General features: G+C 62.8%; 1 pseudogene. It reads right to left on the reverse strand.

Annotation, left to right across the window (positions count from 1 at the left end):
• Positions 1 to 172: 172 nt before the first annotated feature.
• Positions 173 to 733: pseudogene (locus V7793_RS37965) on the reverse strand (reverse transcriptase/maturase family protein); the annotation flags it as partial.
• Positions 734 to 756 lie beyond the last annotated feature (23 nt).

Below are 756 nucleotides of genomic sequence, written 5' to 3' on the forward strand. Positions count from 1 at the left end.
TTGGTCGATGACCCGGTCTGCGGCCGGCTTCGAGAGCCCGAACAGCGGGCCGAGCTGCCGCATGGTGAGGTTCGTCCTTCGGCTTGATCAGCAGCTTGCCGTCATAGCGGCGGACGTTGAATCCCAGAAAATCGAAACCGGAGTCAGCGTGGATAATTCGGGTCTTGTCCTCGTTGAACGCCAGTCCTCTGAGCCTCAGCCACTCGGCGAGCTTCGCCTTGACTTGTTCGGCTTCGTCATAGCTGTGACACAGCGCGACAAGATCGTCAGCGTACCTAATCAATGCCGGTGCGCCTTCAACCGACTCGGCAGCATTAGTGCCGAGCTTGCGGAATCGGACTCCGGCGGCTTGTTCCATTCCGTGCAGAGCGATGTTCAGCAACAGAGGACTGACAACTCCCCCTTGCGGGGTGCCTTCTTCTGTTGGGGCGAGCCGGCCGCGATCTACTACTCCGGCCTTCAGCCAGTGCCCGACCAGTCCCCTGGCGGGGAACGTGCCGAGCTGGGCGAGGAGGTGCTCGTGGTCGATACGGTCGAATGCCGCTTTCAGGTCCGCGTCCAGCACCCACATGCGCTGAGGATTCTTGCCCTTCAGCGTCAGGTAGATGGCGGATATCGCGTCATGACAGCCGCGGCCGGGCCGAAAGCAGTAGGACTTCGGCTCGAACCGGGCCTCCCACTCGGGCTCCAGCGCGTTCTTCACACGTGCCTGCTGCACGCGGTCCGCGAGCACCGGGACGGAGGCGGCAAACTGCC

Source organism: Streptomyces sp. KLMMK (assembly GCF_036961605.1).
GTDB lineage: Bacteria > Actinomycetota > Actinomycetes > Streptomycetales > Streptomycetaceae > Streptomyces > Streptomyces telluris.